The 1,116-nt window shown below is 70.8% G+C and carries 1 protein-coding gene; it reads left to right on the top strand.

Annotated elements, in window-relative coordinates; genetic code table 11:
* Window positions 1-116: 116 nt before the first annotated feature.
* Window positions 117-1,116: IS481 family transposase (locus E1266_RS37355; RefSeq protein ID WP_132055314.1), on the top strand; the 1,000-nt coding region annotated here is incomplete at its 3' end.

Below are 1,116 nucleotides of genomic sequence, written 5' to 3'. Positions count from 1 at the left end.
TGTACTGCCCATGGACGTTGGTGACGGCGACACGGGCTGGATGATCTTGCAATAAGGAGGACCTCCTGGCGTGGTGTGGAGCTACCACACACCAACTCCACGCCAAGGAGGTCCTCGTGCCCCACCGTAACGCGCCGCTGACCGAGCTGGGCCGGCTTCGCCTGGCCCGGTGCGTGGTGGACGAAGGCTGGTCGCTGCGGCGGGCGGCCGAGCGGTTCCAGGTGTCGCACACCACCGCGGCCCGCTGGGCCCGCCGCTACCGCGACCAGGGACCGGCCGGGATGAGCGACCGCTCCAGCCGCCCGCACCACAGCCCCCGCCGTACACCTGAGCACATCGAGCGACGCATCGTGGGCCTGCGCGTCTCGAAACGACATGGCCCGGCCCGGATCGCCTCCCGGCTCGGGTTGCACGCCTCCACCGTCCACCGGGTCCTGCAACGCTACCGCTGCCCGGCCCTGGCGCACCTGGACCAGGCCACCGGCCGCCCGATCCGCCGCACCGTGCACCGCTACGAACACCACGCGCCCGGCGACCTGATCCAGGTCGACATCAAGAAACTGGGCAACATCCCCGACGGCGGCGGCCACCGCACCCACGGCCGCGCTCGCGGACGACGCAACAGCCAGCGCACCGACACCGGCAACCGCCGCTCAGGCGGCAAACCCCTGCTGGGCTACAGCTACCTGCACACCGCCATCGACGACCACTCCCGCCTGGCCTACACCGAAATCCTGCCCGACGAAACCCAGCACTCGGCCGTGGCGTTCTGGCAGCGCGCCCACGCGTTCTTCACCGACGCCGGGATCACCGTGCGCCGCGTGCTGACCGACAACGGCCCCTGCTACCGCTCCCGCACCTGGCGCACCACCCTGGCCGCCGCCGGCATCACCCACAAACGCACCCGCCCCTACCGGCCCCAGACCAACGGCAAGGTCGAACGCTTCCACCGCACCCTGCTGACCGAATGGGCCTACGCCCGCCCCTACACCTCAGAAACCCAACGCCGCGCCGCCCTCGCACCCTGGCTGCACATCTACAACCACCACCGCGGCCACACCGCACTAGCAGGCCAACCCCCCGCCAGCCGCGTCACCAACCTGTCAGGGCAGTACA

It is taken from the genome of Actinomadura sp. 7K534 (assembly GCF_004348575.1).
GTDB lineage: Bacteria > Actinomycetota > Actinomycetes > Streptosporangiales > Streptosporangiaceae > Spirillospora > Spirillospora livida.
This window is presented reverse-complemented; position numbering and strand designations above follow the sequence as displayed.